This is a genomic window from Paractinoplanes rishiriensis (assembly GCF_016862375.1).
GTDB lineage: Bacteria > Actinomycetota > Actinomycetes > Mycobacteriales > Micromonosporaceae > Actinoplanes > Actinoplanes rishiriensis.
Genome location: NZ_BOMV01000077.1, coordinates 94556 through 111158, shown reverse-complemented (window position 1 = coordinate 111158; position 16603 = coordinate 94556). Strand labels below are relative to the sequence as shown.

The window sequence follows — 16603 nt, the reverse complement described above, 5'->3', positions numbered from 1 at the left end:
CGGTGCAACAACCGCGGGTCAGGTGCGTCGGCGGCGGGCCACCAGCACCAGGATCAGGCCGGTGAGGACCGCCGCGGCGCCGGCCGCGAGGGGACCTGACGGGCCGGTGATCGGCAGGGTGGGTGAATTTCCCGAGGAGGGTACGACGAACCGGGCCGTGTTGTCGGCCGGCTTGGTCTCGGTGGACGGGCCGGTGCCGGCGACGGTGACCGAGCCGTCCCCGCCGGGGGTGCCGGTGATGCGCAGCGGCACCGTGCCGGTCACGGATTCCTTCGCGGGCAGCCAGTCCTTCGAGACGCAGGTGGCCTTCGCCCCGGACACCGTGCACCCGGCGGTGGGCAGCGGTTCGGTGCCGGCCGGGGCGGTGACGGTCACGGTACGGCCGGTGGCGTCGGACGGGCCGTGGTTCGTCACCGTCCAGGACACCGTGGCCGTGTCGCCGTCGCGCGTCACGGCAGCGCGTACGGCTGCATTGATTTTGTTTGATGCGGCGCGGAAGGGCACCGTGGACTGGTTGTCGCTCGGGTCGAGGTCCGGTTCCTGCGGGGTGACCGTGACCTTCACCGGGTAGGGCGCGGGACCCGGTGTGGCCGGGCCGGCCATCGCGTAGAAGCGCGGCGGGCTGGAACCGCCCTCCCAGATCATGTACCAGACGCCGGGCTCGACGTCGAAGGGCAGCGGGCAGTCCACCCGGGCCGGGCCCCAGTACTGGAAACCGACCTGGACGCCGCCAGTGGCCCGGCAGGTGCGGTCGTGGTTGAGGTCGGCCACGGCGATCCCGCGCGGAATCTCGAAAGTCAGGGTGGGCTGCTTCAGCAACACGTCGCCGTCGTTGACCACGATGACCGACAGATAGTGGGAATCCGGGCGGGTGGGCACCGGCAGCAGCGGCTCCGCCTCGGTGACCACGCGGGCGTCGATGCCGGGCTGCAGCACGCGGACGTCCCAGGACGAGGCGCCCGGGATGTTGGGCTCGGTGGATGCGGCGGTCATGTCGACGCGGCCGGCCGGGGCGGCCGGCGCACCGGGCGCGGCGCGCAGGCTGAACGGCTGAACCACCGTGCCGCTGGTGCCGGCGACCAGGGTGCCCAGTTCACAGCGGACGGTGTCACCGGTGCGGGCACACCGGGAGCCGATGCCGACGACCTCGACGTTGTCCTTCATCGGCGCCAGGTCGATGGTCAGCACGACGTCGGTGGCCGGATGAGACAGCGGACGCACCCGGAAGGCCGGCGTGAGAACGGTGCGGCCGACGGCCAGGTCCGGCCGGATCGGGTAGAGCAGGTAGTCGGTCGACCGCTCCAGCGAGATCACCAGGTCCTGCGGTCCGGTCGGCTCGGCCGCCGCCGGTGTCGCGAAGACGCCGATCATCAGCGCTGCGGCGGCAACGACCCGAACCACGGAACCCACGATGCGGCGCATGGCGTCTCCTCCCCCGGCTGTTCAGCCGAGGCAGTGAACCACACCGATGAGGCGGACGCCACATCGACCACATCCGGCGGGCGGGGCCGGAGTCTCGCGGACCCCGACCCCGACCCCGGAAGCCGGCTAGCGGAGCGTGCAGGTGACCGCCGGGGCGGCGCCGGCCGGGCCCGAGCCGAGGAAACCGAAAGTGGCGCTGCCGTCGGGGGCCAGCGCGCCGTTCCAGGTGGCGTTGGTCGCGGTCACCGTGGTTCCGGCGGTGGCGACGCCCGCGTTCCAGGACTGGGTGACCGACTGGCCGTCGGCCAGCGTCCACGTTGCGGTCCAGCCGGCGGTGGCGGCGGTGCCGTTGTTGCGCACGGTCACCTCGCCCTGCCAGCCGCCGCCCCACTGTCCCACCACGCGGTAGGTGGCCGTGCAGGTCTCGGTGGGCTGGGTCGTGGGCTGGGTCGTCGGCTGGGTCGTCGGCGAAACGGTCGGCTCCGTGGTGGGCGGCGTCGTCGGGGCTGAGCCGCCGTAATTCTTGAAATCGCCGAGCTCGTCACGCGTCAGCACGTACTCGTGATTGTAGATCTTGGTGAGCAGGTCCCGCGGGTTGGTGACGCCGTCCTGGATGAAGTTGCCGGACCAGGTGACGAACCAGCTCCAGTGCGCCTGGTAGGTCTCCAGCAGGTCGGGGTCGGGGATGCCGCCGACCTCGCCGAGCGCCACCAGCTTCCGGTCCTGGCCCAGGGTGATCAGCTCGTCGTAGGCGCCGGACAGGGCACCGTGGTCGCCCTGCGGCGGGTACGAGTCGATGCTCACCACGTCCACCACGTCGTCACCGGGGTACCAGGCCGGGCTCTTCGAGTTCCACACCCAGATCAGGTTGTCGATGCCGTGGTGGTCGGTGATCCGGTCGTACATGATCCGCCAGAGCTCCTTGGTGGGCTCCGGGCCCTTGGCGCCCCACCAGAACCAGCCGCCCTCGGCCTCGTGCAGCGGCCGCCAGAGCACCGGGATCTTGGCGTCCTCGAGGCGCTGCAACTGCTCGGCGATCGCGTCGATGTCGCGGATCAGCAGCTGGTAGTCGGTGGAGGTCTTGTCGGCCAGTGCCGCCGCCACGTCGAACGTGGTCGCGTCGGTGTAGAAGCCGCGCCACCACTCGTGGCCCTCGGTGTCGATCAGCCCGCTCGGCGCGTTCCAGTGCCAGGCCAGCGTGTTGATGCCGCCCCGGCCGTCCCAGTTCACCATGTTCTCCACCTCCTGCGAGGTGGTGCCGCGCTCGACCCGGCTGGGCGAGTAGTCCATCAGGTCGAAGCCGCCGACCGCGGGCGACTTGCCGATGTTCTGCTCGACCCAGGTGATGCTGGCCATGTCCTGCTGGCCGGAGAGGATGTACTTGCCGTAGTTGGCGGTCAGGTACTTCATCAGCGACTTCGCCTCGGCCGAGGCGTCCGGGTTGACCAGGTCGCCGGTCACCTGGTGCGGCGGCCGGTCGGCGGACGCGGTCACGCCGATCGCGTCGATCTCGTACCAGCCCCAGTTGTTGACGATGGTGACCGTGTTGTCACCGGCGGCCAGCAGCACCTTGCCGGCCGGCAGGGTGGTGAACTCGGTCGTCGCGGGCAGCGTCACGTCGCCGAGCCCGGCACCGTTGAGCTGAAGACTCGCAACCTTTTGGCCGTACGGGCCGCGGTAGCGCACGGTCAGGTCGTGCAGGCCGCCGGGGCTGTCCGGGATCGTGATGGTGACGCTGTCGGTCCCGGTGTCGAAGCCGGTGACATAACCGGTGCCGGAGTAACCCGCGGCGCTGCTCTCCACGACGGTGCCGTTGAGGACACCGTCCTCCGCCTCGTAGGTGAGGGTCTCGGCCGCCGAGGCGTCGAGGGCGAATCCTCGGACGAGGGTCACGACGAGCAGGGCGGCGCCGGCACCTATCGGCAGGGCGCGCCGCATGGTTCTTGACAGCATGGCACAGGACCGTACGTCGCGACCCCCGTCCGACACAATCACGAGCTTCAATACGTGGGACGGGTAACCACAAGGTCACGGACCGGTAGCCCGAATCGGGCGCGCCGGGCGATCCGCTTCGGCCGCCCCCACATCCATCCCGTGATCAGCGCTTCGCCTTCACCGCCGTCTGCTGATCGCCGCTCCGGGTCGCAAGTCTTGAAGTTGGGACCTCAAGTCCCTGGCAGTACGGCGCTCGTCCATGCCTTTTGCCGTAAACGTCCCCCGGTGGCGCGGTGGTGGCTCCGGGTCGCGACCTTGAGGATTTGGGGTTCCGGTCGGACTGTCCGGTCGGACGGAAACTCGCCACGATCTATCGGTGGCGCCGCGTTATAAGGTGTTAAGCGGCTTTTGCTCCGGGGCGTCCCGGCGGGTGGAATGATCGTCCGCAGTCCAGGACGGGCTCACGATGTGGCCAGCGGATCCCGGCATGCGGTGCCCGGTGGCGGGAGTGCGCCCGGTCGGCTGCCGATTCACGGGACGACCGGGCCGGGATGGTGATCCGCCATCGGCAAATGTTCGGGTCGCGGCAATGCCGGGGTCTGATAAATCGCTCCATCGACGACAGTGCGAGCCCCGCACCCGCTCGGTGGTCGTCACGCACGTCACACGGGTCGGACCGCATTTCTCACTAGACTCCTGACAATGGCTGGGCAAGCGCTTTCCTCGCCCCCGCTCGTTGACGGGGCCCGTCCGATCCTCTCGCTGATGCGGCTGCTGCGGCGGCGGCCGTGGCGTATCACGATCGCGGTCGGCGCGTTCGTGCTCAAGGAAGTTCCGCTCTGGATGTTGCCGGTCATCACCGCGGCGATCATCGATATCGTGGCGCGGCGCGGCCAGGTGACCACGGTGCTGGCCTGGCTCGCGGTGGCGGCCGTGCTGCTCGTGCAGAACTATCCGAACCACCTGATCTACACGCGCAACTTCATGCTGGTCGTCCGGGACACCGGTGCCGACCTGCGGAACGGGCTGACCGCGCGGCTGCAGAGCCTGTCCATCGGCTTTCACACCCGGGCCAGTTCGTCGGTCGTGCAGAACAAGGTGGTCCGCGACGTCGAGAACATCGAGCTCATGCTCCAGCAGGTGGCGCACCCGCTGTTGTCGGCCGTCATGGTGCTGGCCGGCGCCGCCGTGATGACCGCGATCATGGTGCCCCAGTTCCTGCCGGTCTATCTGCTGACCGTGCCGCTGGCCCTGCTGATCCGGCACACCCTGGGCCGCCGGGCGCGGCAGCGCAACGAGCGGTTCCGCCGCGAGATGGAGGGCTTCGCGGCCCGGGTCGGCGAGATGGCCTCGCTCATCCCGGTCACCCGCGCGCACGGCCTGGAGCAGACCGCCGCGTCCCGGGTGGCCGTCGGCGTGGAGGGCGTCCGCCGTGCCGCGCTGCGGGTGGACATGCTCAACGGTCAGGCCGCGTCGATGTCCTGGGTGAGCATGCAGTTCCTCGGCGTCGCCTGCCTGGCGCTCGCGGCGGTGTTCTCGCTGACCGGCACCCTGCCGATCAGCCCCGGCGACGTGGTGCTGCTCTCGACCTACTTCGCACTGCTCACCCAGGGCCTCATCCAGCTGCTCGGTCTGATCCCGGTGGCGGCCCGCGGGGTGGAGTCGGTGCGCTCGATCGCCGAGGTGCTGCAGGAACCCGACCTGGAGCACAACGAGGGCAAGCGCAGGGTGGACGGGGTCACCGGCCGGGTCACCCTGGCCCAGGTCACCCACCGGCATCCGGGCGCCACCCGGGACTCGCTGGCCGGCGTCGACCTGGACATACGTCCCGGCGAGACGGTGGCCTTCGTCGGCCCGTCCGGCGCCGGCAAGTCCACGGTGCTCAACCTGGTGCTCGGCTTCATCCGCCCGAGCACCGGCCGGATCCTGCTGGACGGCGCCGACATGCAGGGGCTCGACCTGCGCACGGCCCGCCGCTTCGTCTCGGTGGTGCCGCAGGAGTCGGTGCTGTTCGAGGGCACCATCCGGGACAACGTCACGTACGGCCTGGACGACATCTCCGACGAGCGGCTGCACGCCGCCCTGCGCGATGCCAACGCCCTGGACATCGTCCAGTCCAGCACCGGTCCGAGGTCGGAGCGCCGGGCCAGGCCGGCCGGCGTCCCGGTGCGGGGGCACCACCATGCGCCGGGAGCAGCGCCAGGATGCGCTGCGCGAGACGGCCGGACCGCAGGATCCGCCCGCACTCGCCGGCCGGAACGGACGGGTCCACCAGGGCCGATCCCATCATCCCCGGCACGAACACCACACGCGCACGGTCCATCGGTGACTCCCTCCAGGTCGCTGCGGTCGGCCACCGCAGCAAGAACCGGACCAGTACGCGCCCGGCGCTGGCCCGGTTCTTGCTGTGTCCGGCGGAGACCGAACGGCAGGAGGGTCAGCGATGACGGCTTCGACAGCGGTGCTCGAACACCGCGCGGACGCACACCGGCACGGCGCACCCGGTCAGCTGGTGGTCGAGCGCCTGCCGCAACTGGCCCGGCACGCCGGCGTCCCGCCCGATCTGGTGCTGCGCTGGAACCGGGTGCCGGCCGGCGCGCGGGTGGACGTGGTGGTGCACCTGCACGGCTACTCCGCGCGCGGGCGGGCGCTGCGGCTGGTCCGCGACAAGCTCCCGAGCAGCGGCCTGGACCTGGGCATGCGGCCGGCGCCCACGCTGGCGGTGCTGCCGCGCGGGCACTTCTTCGGCGGCGGCTCCGGCCGCGGCTTCAGCTTCCCGGCGCTGCGCCGCCGCGGCGCCGTGGTCGCGCTGGCCGACGAGGCGATCCGCCACCTCAACGCGGCCACCGGCGCCGGCGCCACCCGCGGCCGGCTGATCGTCACGGCGCATTCCGGCGGCGGCGCAGCCCTCATGCACATCCTCGCCGACCTCGATCCGGACGAGGTGCACTCGTTCGACGCGCTCTACACCGATCCCGGTCCGCTGATCGCCTGGGCCCGGCGGAAGGCCGCGGCCGGCGGCGACGGCGCGATGCGCGTGCTCTTCCGCCCGGGCGAGGGCACCGCGGCCAACAGCCTCCGGGTGGCGCGGGCGGTGCCCCGGTCGGCCCGCTTCCGGGTCGAGTGCACGACCGTGCCACACAACGACATTCCCGGCGCGTACGGCGGCCGGCTACTCGCCGATCCGGCGGCCGACCTGCCCGGCACCGCGCCCGCCACCGGCGCGGCGACCACGGGCGAGCTGGGCATCCCGGCACCGGCCCGGCCCGGTACGGCGGCGACGCTGAGCGAACGGATCGCCCAGGTGGCCCGGGCCGAGTTCCGCCGCTGGCGGCCGGGCGGCGGGCCGGCGCTGACCGAGACAACACCCGCCGCCGGCCCGATTCTGCGCGAGTACTACCGGACCGGGGTCGGGGTGCCGGTCACCGACGCGCAGTTGCGGAGCAGCGCCTACCAGGCGGATCACCCGTGGAGCGCGGTGTTCGTCTCGTACGTGATGCGGACCGCCGGCGCCGGGGCCCACTTCGCGTACTCGCCGGCCCACCAGACCTACATCCGGGCGGCGCGCCGCAACCGGCTCGGCGGCGTGGCGGGCAACCCGTTCTGGGCGTACCGGGTGTCCGAGATCGCGCCGCGCGTCGGCGACCTGGTCTGCAACGCCCGGGCCGGCAGCGGCGCCGGCTACGACAACATCGCCGAACCGCAGACCCGCGCGACCCACTGCGACGTCGTCACCGAGGTCCGGCCGGGCCGGATCCGGGTGATCGGCGGGAACGTCGGGCAGACCGTCGACGAGAAATGGCTGACCACGCTGCCCGACGGCCGGCTCAGCACGGCCGGGCGGCAGGGCACGTTCTTCGCGGTGATCAGCACCACCGGAGCCCGGACCCCCATGGCACCCGGTACCACGGCACCCGGTACCGCGGCGCCCGGTACCGCTGGGCCGGTCGGGCGGGACGCCCGGGCGGTCCGGGTGATGCGGCTGCTGGTCCAGCGGTACCGCTATCCGGTGGCCGGCGCGGCCGGCCTGGTCGGCAACCTGATGGCCGAGTCCGGCGTGATCCCGGAACGGATCGAGGGCAGCGCCGAGAACACGCCGATGCGCGCCGAGGGCTTCGACGGCCGGGTGCGCACGTTCACCCCGGTGGAGATCCGGGACCGCGACCGGGCCGGTGGCCGGGGCCCGCGGTTGCCCGGCGTCGGCCTGGCACAGTGGACCAGCCCGCGGCGGCGCGCCGGGCTGTTCACGCACGTGGTCAACGGCCGCCGGCTCGGCCCGGCGATCCTGTCCGATCTGGCGGCCCAGGTGGACTACCTGGTGACCGAGCTGGGCCGGGACTACCGCGCGGTGGACGCGGTGCTGCGCACGCCGGCGGTCACCGTGGACCGGGCGTCCGACATCGTGCTGCTGCGCTTCGAGGTGCCCGCCGTGGTGGTGCACGGCCGGCCCGGCGACCCTGCCGTGCAGCGCGAGCTCGCCAGCCGGCGGGCACTCGGGCAGCGCGCGCTGGCGGCGTACCGGCGCGCTCATCCGTAGCCGGAAATGCATTCTCTGCGTACGGAAAACGTCCGAACAATCGGCTTGTCGACAATTGGTTCCCCCTTCCCCACCTGTTCATACGATGAGAGAGCCCGTTACGGAGGTATCGCCGTGAACCCATTCTTTTTCGAGATCGTCCGGGGCCGGTACGATCGCTACTTCTGGCAATTGGTGACCTATCTCGGCGGTGACCGCGACGTGATCGCCCGGTCCGCCCGGGACTGGGGGTCGGGCCGCAAGGCGCGCAAGGCGGCCAAGGCGGTGAAGAGCGCGGCCTGCTCGGCCCGGATCGTCACGGCGCCACCACGACCCGGCGACATCCGCTTCGTGGTCCTCAAGGACGTCCAGGCGCTGCACGTCACCGGTTACGGCGACACCGACGGGAACGGCCACCGCTCGGCACCGGCCCCCGCGGCCCTGCAGACGCCGGTCGACCCGAAGCCGGCCGAGGCCGAGGCCGAGGCTGCGGCTAAGGCTGAGGCTGAGGCCGCACCGGCGTCCAACGGCGAGGCCGGCAAGACCACCGTCACCGATGGACGGAAGGCCACCCGCGCCGCGCCGGCCAAGACTTCGCCGCGTAAGACCGCGCCGAGGACCAGGGCCGCTGCCGCGAGAAGCTGAGGCGCGCGGATGAGTCCGGAACGGCCCGCCGCGGTCGCGCCGATCGAGGCCCGTCTGGAGATCGCCGACCTGCCGGCGGGCATCGCCGGCGCGCTGGACCGCGAGCTGCGCACCGTCGGCGTACGACCGTCGGCCACCGCGCACAACACTGTGCTGGCGCTGGATGCGTCCCGGCCCGGCGCCGCCGACCGGGTGCGCGGGCTCGCCGGTCCGGGCCGCCTGCTGGTGCTGTCCACCGCGCCGATACCGGCGGGCGACACCGGCTGGGCATTGCTGCGGGCTGGCGCCTCCGACGTGGTGGTGTGGGGCGGCGCCGAGACGGCCGTTCCGGTGGCCCGCCGGCTGCGCCGCTGGCAGAACGTCGACATGCTGCTGGACCGCCCGTACGTCCGGGAGTTCCTGGTCGGCGGCAGCCCGGTGTGGCGCGCGGTGCTGCGCGAGGCGGTGGAAGCGGCCCGGTTCACCGCCGCGGCGGTGCTGATCACCGGCGAGAGCGGCACCGGCAAGGAACGCATGGCCCAGCTGATCCACGACCTCGACCCGCGGCCCACCAAGAAGAAGCTGGTCATCCTGGACTGCAGCACCATCGTGCCGACGCTGTCCGGTTCGGAGTTCTTCGGCCACGAGAAGGGCGCGTTCACCGGCGCCGCAGCCCCCCGGACCGGCGCGTTCGAGCTGGCCGACGGCGGCACGCTGTTCCTCGACGAGGTCGGCGAGTTGCCCGTCACCCTGCAGGCCGAGTTGCTGCGGGTGATCCAGGAGGGCACGTTCAAGCGGGTCGGCAGCAACCTGTGGCGCAAGAGCTCCTTCCGGCTGATCTGCGCGACCAACCGTGATCTGCTGGCGGGGCAGGCCGCCGGCACGTTCCGGCCGGACTTCTTCCACCGCATCTCCGGCTGCACGCTGCGGCTGCCCAGCCTGCGCGAGCGGACCGGGGACGTGATCCCGCTGGTCGAGCACTTCTTCCGGGAGGCGCTGCCGGACCGGGAGCCGCCGCGGCTCTCGCCGGCGGTCCGCGAGCTGGTGCTCCAGCGGCCGTACCCCGGAAACGTGCGCGACCTGCGCGCCCTCGCGCTGCGCATCATCCACCGGCACCTGGGCGGCGACGAGATCAGCCTGGGTGACGTGCCGGAGGCCGAGCGGCCCGAGCCCGGCCACCGCCCGGGTATACGGACCGGCGACCCGCGCCTGGCCGGCTGGGTGCGTGACCGGCTGGGCGGCGGCGCCACGCTTGCCGACCTGACCGTCGGTGTCGAGGAGGAGGCGCTGCGCGCGGCCCTGCTCAGCGCGGACGGGGACGCCGGCCGGGCAGCGCGAACGCTGGGGATACCGGTGCCGCGCGACGGTGCCGCCGTACCCGCCCGGTGAGCCGCCGGAAGTTCCCGCCGAGGACCAGTGCCTCGGCCGTCGGCGGCAGGCCCAGCAGCCGCACCTTGACCAGCTCCACACCGGGATGCAGCCACGGGCCGTCCGAGCCGAACAACACCTTGTGCGCGCCGGCCCGGCGGACCGCCCGGACCAGCAGGTCGAAGCGCCGCACCCCGGAGGTGTCGGTGTGCACGTTCGGGTGCTCGGCCAGCACCGTGACGAAGGCGGTCTGCGCCGACCAGTCGTCGGCGAAGCTGCCCAGGTGCGGAATGATGAAGTCGACGTCCGGAAACTCCGCCGCGAACAGCGCCACTGTGCTGGTCTCGCCGGCCGGGTCGTAGAGCACCGGCAGCCGCCACTGCCGCGCCACCGCGCAGATCTCCCGGCTGAGCCGGGCGTCGTGCCGGTGCACCTTGATCCCGCACAGGCCCAGGCCGTCGACCGCCCTCGTGATCAGGGCGGCCACCCGGCCGCGGTCGCGTTCGGGGTGCACCATGGCGAAACCGGTGAACCGGCCGGGCCGGCCGGCGACGATCCGGCCGACCTCCTCGTTCGCCGCCGCGTAGTCGGTGTGGAACGCCGCGAACAGGTTGGACCCGGTGATGCCGGCGTCGTCGCACCGGCGCAGGTAGTCGTCGAGCGGTGCCGCGGTGTCCCAGGGCCCGGTGAACCCGTCACCGGGCCCTGCGTGGCAGTGCGCGTCGATGATCGGCGTACGCATGGTCAGCCGTGGAATGCCGACTGCTGCCGCCGCGCGTACCCGTTGGACGTGGTCTTGCGGCCGAGAGCCGCCGGGCCGTGCGCCCGCCGGTGCACCCCCTGCCCGGTGACGGCCTGGTACGCGTGGCAGTACTGCTGCACCTCGCGCCGGAAGTACCGGGCCCAGTTGGCCGCCTGATCCGGGTCGTTGACCGACGTCCAGGCCCCGAACCGGATGCCCAGCAGCAGCTGCTCGGCGAACTCGGCCAGGTCGCGGTAGTGCAGCGCCGACACGTCCGACCAGCCCTGCAGACGGTTCATCGCGTCCACCGACCGCATCCAGGTCTCCGGCGTGTCCACCATGATCTGGTACGGCAGGAAGTCCCGGATCTCCGGCCGGCTCAGGATCCACTGTGCCATCAGGAACTCCTGCCGGGCGGTCCAGGGCAGGTCGCCGTACTGGTTGTGGGCGCCCTGGGTGAGCAGCAGGTGAGTCTCCTTGAGGCCGTTGAGCACGTCGAAGCCGTTCGCGATCTTCACGGTCAGGTCGTCGTCCTCGTAGAACCGCAGGCAATCGGCCAGCAGACTGTGGAAGGCGCCCATGAACCGGGTGCGGCTGTCGGCCAGCCGGCGGTCGGCCGGGCCGGGTGGCAGGCCGTACTGGTGCCGGCACTCGTCGCGGCGCTGCGCCTCGGTGAGCCGGTGACCGGCGTCCCGCAGCCAGCCCCAGAGCACGTTGTTGAGCGGCCGCAGCGGGTCGATGTCCACGCCGGCCAGCGGGTCCCGGCCCGGGTGCGGGTTGGCCCGGTTCTGGAACCGCCAGGTGATGGCGTTGATCGTCTTGATCAGGCCGCCGTGCTCCAGCCAGTACGAGTGGATCAGCTCGAGGAACACCGGCCGGGTCAGCTTCTCGGCCAGGATCCCGTAGCAGAGCGACGCCTCGTCGTCGTACCGGCCGTGACTGGCCAGCACCGGCACGTCGCCGAGCGCCCGGCGTACCAGGTCGAGATAGGGCAGGACGTTCAGGTCGGCGCCGTTCCCGGTGGGCGTGCCCACCAGGTACCGCCGGAACTGCGCCTCGAGGTCGCCCGGTTGCAGGTCCCGGTTCAGCCGGGCGCTCTCCTCGGCCAGGTCGACCTGCCGGAAGTCACCGGGGTCGGTGCGTACGTTGATCATCAGGAAGACCTCGGTGGCCGCCTTGAGCAACCGGTAGCGCTCGACGTGCGGGTACGGCAACGCCGTGCGCCGCTCGACCCGCCGCAGTTCCGGCCGCACACCGTTAAGCCCGGCCCGCGCCGGGTCGCTGTCCCGCCAGATCCGGTCGATGAACCGGACGTACGGGTCGAAGCCGAGGTTGTTGGTGCTGTTCCGGATGGACACCCACAGCGCCTGGTCGGTGGTCGGAGTGACCGCCGCCCGGCGCATCGAGACGGAGACCTCGTCACCCGCGGTGAACGGGCGGGGCCGCACCTCGACCGGCGTGCCCGCCCGCAGCGTCGAGCCGCTGCGGATGCCCGGACCGTTCGGGTTGTCGGTGGAGGCCAGTTCGACATAGACGGTCCACTGCCCGACGGACAGCAGGCTGGTGTCCAGCGTGGCCCGGATGATCGGGCCGCCGCCGGGGAACTCGTGGTGCCGGCCGGTGATGCTGGTGATGCCCAGCCCACCCTCCGGCAGCGGTGCCGGGCCCTCGACGTACCAGGTCACGTCGTATCCGCCGAGCAGCCCCGAGGCGGTGGCGACGAGCTGAACGATGCCGCCGGTGGTGATCTCGTCGGGACTCGCGTCGAGTGTCAGCGAACGCTCGGCGTCCGGGCTGTTGATCCGGATGGTCTCTTCCGACATGGTGTGCTCCGATCAGGTCGCGAGAGAAAGGTGGTGGTCGGTCCGGGCCGGCGGTTCCGCCCAGATGGTCGGTTGCCCCAGGAACATGGGGACCGCGGTCGCGCGCGCCGCGGCCCGCGCGGTGGCCAGCGTGCTGGTGACGGCCCACTCGGCGATCAGCCGGCGCAGCAGGTCGGCCTCGTCCGCCGCGCCGAGCAACCCGGCCGCCCGGGCCTGCCCGATCAGCGCGAACGCCTGCGTCGGCGGCAGGTCAGCCAGCCGGTCCGGGTCCGGACCGTCGGCGCGGAACCGGCGCAGCAGCACGTCGGGGCGCACGTCCGGGTTGCGGAGCACCTCGCCGAGCCGATGGCCGCGCAACGCCGGCGACCGGTGCCGGACCAGCAGCGTGACCAGGTCGGGCATGGTCTCCTCCAGCTCGGCCAGCATCCGGGCGAGCGTGGGCGGCAGGTCCTCGGCCGGATACATCCGGCGCCAGACCCCGGCCAGCCGGCGCCACTGCGGATCCGGGTAGAGCCGGTCGCCGATGGCGCAGCTGAGCAGCACCCGGATCCACGGGACCGGGTGCGGATCGTCGTCGGCCGGGCGGAAGACGAACCCCCGGGGCAGGCTGACCAGCGCGATCAGCCCCAGCGTGGAACCGATCCCGATCCGGCCCACCGCCCAGTAGTCGGCCACGATCTCGGACACCCACGACTCCCAGCGCCGCCACGCCGCCCGGTGCCGGCCGCCGGTGGTGTGCCGGCGCAGGTCGATGCGCAGCGACCGCACCAGGCCCAGCAGCGCAGCCCCCTGATGACCGACCTCGTGGACCAGCGACGAGGCGACGCCGAAACCGATGATCCGTTCGCGGGGGATCCGGATGATCGCCACCGGGTTCGCCCCGCCACCGGGCAGCCGGGTCCGTGCCCGGCGGATCGCCCCGCCGAGGCCGCGGTGCAGCGCGCACACCACCGGCGGCCCGTCGATCAACCCGCCCGGCAGGCGCAGCGCCTCGGCGGCCGCGACGTCCAGCCCGGACAGCAGGACGCCGTTCTCGGTCTCACTGCGCTGAGTGATCACCTCGGAGAACAGGTCGAACTGCGACAGGGCGTTCTGGAACGCGATCCGCAGGGTCCAGAACCGGCGCTGCTGCTCGGCCGCCGGCGCCGCCGAGCCCGGACCGGCCAGCCAGCGGAGGAACTCCGCGCCGCGCCGGCCCACCTCGCGCCGGCCGGCCGCCAGGTGGTCCTCGATGCCGGCCAGCGCGGCCGGGGACAGCGCCGCGGCGGCGACCGAGGTCTCCTGGAGCACGAACGGCCGGATCAGCCCGAGCCGGGCCAGCAGCGCGCGCGTCTCCTGTTCCAGGAGCCGGGTGGCGGACGGGTGGACGGTCATCGCTCATGCGCCCAGAAGTTCGATCTTGCCCTGCCGGCGCACCCAGCGGCCGCCGTCGCCGTGCCCGTTCTGCATCGGCGCCTCCCACTCGCCCGGGCCGTGCCCGGGCTGGAATTCGCCGTATTGGGCTTCGCCGTACTGGGCCTCGCCGTACGGGGCCTCGCCGTACGGGGCCTCGCCGTACGGGGCTTCACCGTACTGGGCCTCGCCGTACTGGGCCTCGCCGTACAGGGCCTGCTCCCACTCGCTCTGCGCGGGCCCGGGCGGCGGAGGTGCGTCCGGTGGCGGGCCGCCCGGCGGCGCGGGCTCGGGTGCGGCGGCCGCCGGTGCGGGCGCGCCGATCGGCACCGCGACCCAGCGGTATCCCGGCTGCGGCGGCTCGGGCGGCGGCGGGCCGGCGGGCTCGGCCGGCGGCGGTGGCGCGCCCTCGATGTAGCCCGGGCCGGCGTAGCCGTTGCGGTACCGGCCGAACCGTGGCCCGTAGTACGGGCGCCCCCGGTAGCCCCAGTACGGGCGTCCGTGCCGGTAGCCGCGGAACCCGCGGAACCCGGGCCGGAATCCGGGCCGGAACCCGAACCGCGGCCGGCCGAAGATCCGGTTGATCGCCCGCCCGACGAACGGACGCGCCAGGCGCCCGGCGGCCCGGAGCAGGCCCAGTTCGCCGGCCAGCTCGGCCGGCACGCCCGGTGGTGCCGCCGCCACGTGCCCGGCGGTCGACGCGGTCAGCCGTACCGCCTGCCGCGCGGTCTCGAAGATCTCCTGCTCCTGGCTCATGCCGCCGGCTTCGGATTCGAAAATCTCGCCCGGGGCGTCACCACCGGCCATCGCGGCCTGGACGACCGGGGTCACCGCCTTGACCACGGCCCGGCCCTGCGGCGTCCGTGCGGCATTCTGCACACCCTGCACCGCCCGGCCGACCACGTTGACGATGCCACCCAGCAGGCGGCCCAGTTCCTCCTCGCTGTTGACCTCGAGCAGCTGCCGGGCCATTTCGGCCTCCTGCTGCGGGCTCAGCACCGATTCGCCCGCGCGGTCCGGCGCCTCGCCGCCCAGCACGCCCTTCAACAGCCGGCCGAGGATGAACTGCTCCTCGCCCTCGTCCTCGTCCTCGTACTGGCCCCCGCCCTCGTACTCGGCCTCGCGCTTGCGGCCACCGCCGAGCGCACCCAGCACGGCCGGCACCACGCTGGACAGCAGCGGGATGAGCGGCAGGAACTGTTCCTCCGCCTCCGCCTCCGCCTCACCTGCGAACTGCGCCTCGTCATCGTCGTCGTAGTCGTACCGCCGGCGCCGCCGCCACCGCCGCCGCCGGCCCCACTCGTCCTCCGCCTGCGGGCCGCCCTCGGTCTGCGGATACTCGCTCTCGTTCCAAGTGGTCTCGGCGGTGTACTCGCCGGCCGTCGTCGTCTCGAACATGGAGCTCTCCCGTCGTCGTGCCGATGCACCAGGGAGAACTGCAAGAAAGGGGCCAGCTCAGCGCAGGGCGACCGACGTGAACCCCAGGCGGGCGCGATGCTTCGCGACAGTCCGGCGGGCCATCGGATAGCCGGCGTCGCGCAGCCGGTCGGCGAGTTGCTGGTCGGAGAGCGGGCCCCGGGCGGCGCCGAGGATGCGGCGCAGCGCCTCGTCGGCGCCGCCGCAGCCGGAGAAGAACGCGGCCAACGCGGCGGTCGTGCCGTCCGGCATCAGCACGTACTTGTCGGCGACCGCCCGGCTGACCGTGGACTCGTGCAGGTCCAGATCCGCGGCCACCTCGGCGCGGGTGAGCGGCACCAGATGGGCGGCACCGCGGGCCAGGAACGCGTGCTGCCGGTCCGCCACCAGCTCGGTGATCCGGCGCAGGGTCGTCCACCGGTCGCGCAGCTGGGCCAGGAACAGCCGGGCCGCCCCCGAACCGGGTCCGCCCGGACGCACCCGCAGCCGGTTGACCGCCGCCTCGACCAACTCGACCCGGAAACCGTCGCCGTCCGGCCGGATCACCACGTCCGGCACCACGTACGCCGGTCGGGACCCGCCGGCGCCGTCGAACGCCGGGTACGGCCGCAGCCGCCGCCGGATCAGCTTGAGCACCGCGCGAACCGCCTCGCGGGTGGTGCCGAGCGTCTCGGCGATCGCGGCAAAGTGCCCGCGGCCCAGCGCCCCGAGATGATCGGCGATCACCCGCCGGGCCAGCGCGTCGTCCGCCAGGCCCAGCGCATCCAGCTGGAGCAGCAGGCATTCGGCCACGCCGGTGGCGCCCACGCCGGGCGGCCCGCACCGGCGGATCGCGGCGACCACGCCGGTCACCCGGTCCGCCGGCACGCCGAGGGCGGCGGCCAGCTCGGCCGGGTCCTGGTCGAACAGGCCGTGGTGGTCAAGGCTGTCGATCAGGTAGTCGGCGAGTGCGCCGTCGGCGGCCGGCACCTCCGCGCGGACCAGCCGGCGCAGCGCCTGGACGTCGGTGTCGGCACCGGTGTCGGGCACGTCGGCGGACGGGGCCGGACCGTCCGCCGTCCGGTTGCGGACCGGCACCCCGCACAGCGGGCAGCGCGCGGTCCACGAGCCGCGACAGATCGGGCACTCCCCCGGTTCCAGCCGTTCCAGCTCGGCGTTGGCGCTCAGCTCGTCCTCGACCAGGTCGCGCAGCGCCGCGCAGGGCAACATGAGCAGTTCACCGAAGGCGATCAGGGCCGGCGACACCTCGAGGCCGAAGCGCGGCGTCATGGCGAACTCGAACGTGACGGACAACCCGCACCTCCCGGCGACTCCTCCACGCCCCACGGCGTGTCACCGGTCCGACCCTCAGCAGGATCCGGGCCA

10 protein-coding genes and 1 pseudogene are annotated in these 16603 nt (G+C 72.9%); 4 read left to right on the top strand and 7 right to left on the bottom strand.

Going from position 1 to position 16603, the window contains the following annotated elements; translation table 11 throughout:
• Positions 1 to 18: 18 nt before the first annotated feature.
• Together Ari01nite_RS36445 and Ari01nite_RS36440 are read right to left on the bottom strand one after the other, a co-directional pair.
• Positions 19 to 1422 (bottom strand): DUF11 domain-containing protein, encoded by a 1404-nt coding sequence (locus Ari01nite_RS36445; protein ID WP_203786919.1) that lies wholly within the window; start codon positions 1420 to 1422, stop codon positions 19 to 21.
• Between the two features lie 126 nt (positions 1423 to 1548).
• Complete coding sequence (locus Ari01nite_RS36440) at positions 1549 to 3375, bottom strand: glycosyl hydrolase (protein WP_203786917.1); 1827 nt, start codon at positions 3373 to 3375, stop codon at positions 1549 to 1551.
• Positions 3376 to 4059: 684 nt separating this feature from the next.
• On the opposite strand from Ari01nite_RS36440, the pseudogene Ari01nite_RS51475 reads away from it, so the two are divergent.
• The 4 genes and pseudogenes from Ari01nite_RS51475 to Ari01nite_RS36420 form a co-directional block, all read left to right on the top strand.
• Positions 4060 to 5406 (top strand): annotated as a pseudogene (locus Ari01nite_RS51475) (ABC transporter transmembrane domain-containing protein); the annotation flags it as partial.
• 394 nt (positions 5407 to 5800) lie between these two features.
• The gene (locus Ari01nite_RS36430; protein WP_203786915.1) at positions 5801 to 7894 is read left to right on the top strand and encodes a phage tail tip lysozyme; all 2094 of its coding nucleotides are present in this window, start codon (positions 5801 to 5803) and stop codon (positions 7892 to 7894) included.
• A gap of 114 nt (positions 7895 to 8008) precedes the next feature.
• Positions 8009 to 8518: a hypothetical protein gene (locus Ari01nite_RS36425; protein WP_203786913.1), complete on the top strand. Its 510-nt coding sequence runs from the start codon at positions 8009 to 8011 to the stop codon at positions 8516 to 8518.
• Positions 8519 to 8527: 9 nt separating this feature from the next.
• Positions 8528 to 9886, top strand: coding sequence for a sigma 54-interacting transcriptional regulator (locus Ari01nite_RS36420; protein ID WP_203786911.1), 1359 nt, complete (start codon positions 8528 to 8530; stop codon positions 9884 to 9886).
• Here the strand turns inward: Ari01nite_RS36420 and Ari01nite_RS36415 are convergent.
• From Ari01nite_RS36415 to Ari01nite_RS36395, 5 genes are read right to left on the bottom strand one after another with little or no spacing between them, the layout of a single operon-like run.
• The gene (locus Ari01nite_RS36415) at positions 9801 to 10607 is read right to left on the bottom strand and encodes an amidohydrolase family protein (protein WP_203786909.1); all 807 of its coding nucleotides are present in this window, start codon (positions 10605 to 10607) and stop codon (positions 9801 to 9803) included. The two genes, Ari01nite_RS36420 and Ari01nite_RS36415, sit on opposite strands and share 86 nt — an antisense overlap.
• A gap of 2 nt (positions 10608 to 10609) precedes the next feature.
• Positions 10610 to 12430: a hypothetical protein gene (locus Ari01nite_RS36410; protein WP_203786907.1), complete on the bottom strand. Its 1821-nt coding sequence runs from the start codon at positions 12428 to 12430 to the stop codon at positions 10610 to 10612.
• A 12-nt stretch (positions 12431 to 12442) separates the two neighbouring features.
• Positions 12443 to 13804, bottom strand: coding sequence for a hypothetical protein (locus Ari01nite_RS36405; RefSeq protein ID WP_203786905.1), 1362 nt, complete (start codon positions 13802 to 13804; stop codon positions 12443 to 12445).
• Positions 13805 to 13807: 3 nt separating this feature from the next.
• Positions 13808 to 15220, bottom strand: coding sequence for a hypothetical protein (locus Ari01nite_RS36400; protein ID WP_203786903.1), 1413 nt, complete (start codon positions 15218 to 15220; stop codon positions 13808 to 13810).
• 57 nt (positions 15221 to 15277) lie between these two features.
• Positions 15278 to 16531, bottom strand: a complete 1254-nt coding sequence (locus Ari01nite_RS36395; RefSeq protein ID WP_203786901.1) for an RNA polymerase factor sigma-54 — start codon at positions 16529 to 16531, stop codon at positions 15278 to 15280.
• Between the last annotated feature and the right edge of the window lie 72 nt (positions 16532 to 16603).